Annotated in this window: 3 protein-coding genes; 1 reads left to right on the top strand and 2 read right to left on the bottom strand. The window is 71.2% G+C overall.

What is annotated here, in order from left to right; all coding sequences use genetic code 11:
* Positions 1-18 precede the first annotated feature (18 nt).
* Positions 19-198: a cysteine peptidase family C39 domain-containing protein gene (locus H5411_RS46160; protein WP_183127981.1), complete on the bottom strand. Its 180-nt coding sequence runs from the start codon at positions 196-198 to the stop codon at positions 19-21.
* On the bottom strand, positions 195-1,790 hold the full coding sequence (locus H5411_RS46155) for an MFS transporter (protein ID WP_110341594.1): 1,596 nt from the start codon (positions 1,788-1,790) through the stop codon (positions 195-197). Before H5411_RS46155 ends, H5411_RS46160 begins: the two co-directional genes overlap by 4 nt.
* 121 nt (positions 1,791-1,911) lie before the next feature.
* Here H5411_RS46155 and H5411_RS46150 point away from each other — a divergent pair, with 121 nt between their 5' ends.
* On the top strand, positions 1,912-2,559 hold the full coding sequence (locus H5411_RS46150; protein ID WP_110341410.1) for a TetR/AcrR family transcriptional regulator: 648 nt from the start codon (positions 1,912-1,914) through the stop codon (positions 2,557-2,559).
* Positions 2,560-2,574: the final 15 nt, after the last annotated feature.

Here is a 2,574-nt window from a genome sequence, read left to right as displayed (position 1 = left end):
TCACGAACCTCGTCGCGATCATCGTGCTGGGCCCGGCGATCCTGACGGTGCTCCGCCGAGCCCGAACACGGTGCCTTCATCCAGTGGCGTCTCGTCGTAGGACAGCCGGGCCCACTGCATCAGGTCGCGCAGCGCTCCTGACCCGCAATGCCCGGCCAGCTGGTGCGGGTAGTCGCTGATAACGCGTCGTCCGGTCACGAAGTACTCCTGTCCTGTTCGGCGACAAATGCAGAGTCGGTAGCGTCACTGCCGCAGGTTTCCGCAGGCTGCGACGGCCCGTCCACGCGGTGGCGTCCGGGAGCCCACGCCGTGAGCGCCACGGCCGTGACCGCGGTGAGCACGGCAAGGGCGCTGAGGGTGTCGTGGAACCCGTCGACGAAGGCGCGCCGCGCCGCGGCGGCAAGATCAGGTCCGGCGGGCGTGTCGCCGGCCAGCCGCAGCGCGGCGGCCAGCGAATCACTGGCCTGGGCGCGAGTTGCGGCGGGGAGGTGGGTGATCTGCGGGGCGAGATGGGTGCGGTAGCTGCTGGCGAGCAGGCTGCCGGCCAGCGCGATCCCCACCGCGGCACCGAGTTCCCGGGTGACGTCGTTGACCGCGGAGGCCACGCCCTGTTTGGCGCGGGGAACCCCGCGCACGATGGCGGCGGTGGCCGGTGTCGCGCAGATGCCCAGACCGAGCCCGAACACACCGAGGAACACCACCAGCCGCGGATAGTCCTCGTCCACCCCCAGCCCGCCGATCCCGACCAGCGCACCAGCCACCAGCGCCAGGCCGGCGCCGGTCATCACCCGCAACCCCACCCGCTCGCTCACCCACGGTGCGAGCACCGCGGCCACGACCAGCGGAACGGCCACCGGCGCCAACGCCAGCCCCGCCCGCAGCGGCGAGTAGCCCCACACCAGCTGCAGATGCTGCATCAGCAGGAAGAACACCCCGAACGCGGCCAGGAACTGCACCACCAGCGACACCGCGCCAGCACCGAACCCGCGGTCGCCGAACAACCCGACCTGCAGCAACGGTGCCGCCCGTCGTCGTTCGACGAGCACGAACCCGGCCCCCGCCAGCACCCCACCACCGAGCGAGGCGACCACCAGCGCACTGTCCCAGCCGTGATCGGGAGCCTCGATCACCCCGAACACCACCAACCCCACCGCCGCCGCCGACAGCACCGCCCCCGGCACATCCAGCCCGGGCGCCGCGGGCTCACGCGACGACGGCACGAACCAGCCACCCACCACCAGCAGCAGCGCCAACACCGCTGTGGCCACGAACACCGCCTGCCACGACCAGACCGCCAACAACGCGCCGGCCCCGAGAATGCCCAGCACCGCACCCGCCCCGGCAAAACCCGCCCACACTCCCACCGCACGCGCGGCCTGCCGGGCAGGGAACTCCGCGGTCAGCAGGGACAACGTCGCCGGCATCACCAGCGCCGCCCCCAACCCCGCGACCGCCCGGCACACAATCACCCCTGTCGGCGTGTCCATCACCAGCGGCAGCGCCGAACCCACCGCGAACACGACCAGTCCAGCCAATAGCACACCGCGCCGCCCGAGACGGTCCCCCACCGCGCCCGCCGGCAACAGAACGCCCGCCAACACCAACGTGTAGGCATCCACAATCCACGTCGCCTGCGTCTGACTCGCCCCGATATCCGCAGCCAGCTCCGGCAACGCCGTGGTCAGCGACGCCACCCCGGCCATCACCAACGCCACGGCCAGACACGACACCGCCAGCGTCCAGCCACGGCGCGCCCCGCCCGCTTCCCCGGCCGACTCCGCCACACGCATCACCCGCAAGACTCGAACATTTGTGAACCGACAGTATCGGACCTAGACTGACGGTTTCACAAGTCCGGCTGTCGTTAGGCTTGCTCGCGCCCGCGCCGCCCTCCGGATACGCAGGAGATCGATGTCCACCGCCGCCCCCACACCCAGCACCCCGGACGAAGACCCGCGGCTGGCACGCTCCCGCGCACGGCTGCTCGACGCCGCCACCCACCTACTGGCCGAAGGCGGCATCGACGCGGTCACCATCGACGCGGTCACCCGCACCGCCGGCATCGCCCGCGCCACCCTCTACCGCCACTTCGGCACCGGCACCGAACTGCTCGCCGCCGCCTTCGAACGCCTGCTGCCCCCCGTCGCACCCGCACCCGCCCACGGCCCCCTACGCGAACGGCTGCTCACGCTGCTGACCAACCAAGCCCACCTCATTGACCACGCCCCCCTGCAACTGACCGTGCTGTCCTGGCTCGGCATGAGCATCGCACCAACACCCTCGACCCCCACCCAGAGCGACCGGCCACACCTGCACACCCTGCGCCGCCGCATCATCGAGCAATACCGCCAACCCTTCGACGCCGTCCTCACCAGCGACGCCGCCCACAACACACTCCGCCCCGGCACCGACACCACCACCGCCCTCGCCCAACTCATCGGCCCCCTCATCTTCAACCGCCTCGTCACCGGCACCCCCAACGACGAACAGTTCTGCGCACACCTTGTCGACAACTTCCTCACCAGCCACACGCCGCCAACCCACACGGGCGACCGCTGACGACCCGCCACCACT

Origin of the sequence: Amycolatopsis echigonensis (assembly GCF_014174495.1) — a bacterium.
In the GTDB taxonomy this organism is placed as follows: domain Bacteria; phylum Actinomycetota; class Actinomycetes; order Mycobacteriales; family Pseudonocardiaceae; genus Amycolatopsis; species Amycolatopsis echigonensis.
Note: the sequence above shows the minus strand (reverse complement) of the source record. Positions and strands in the feature narration are given on the sequence as shown.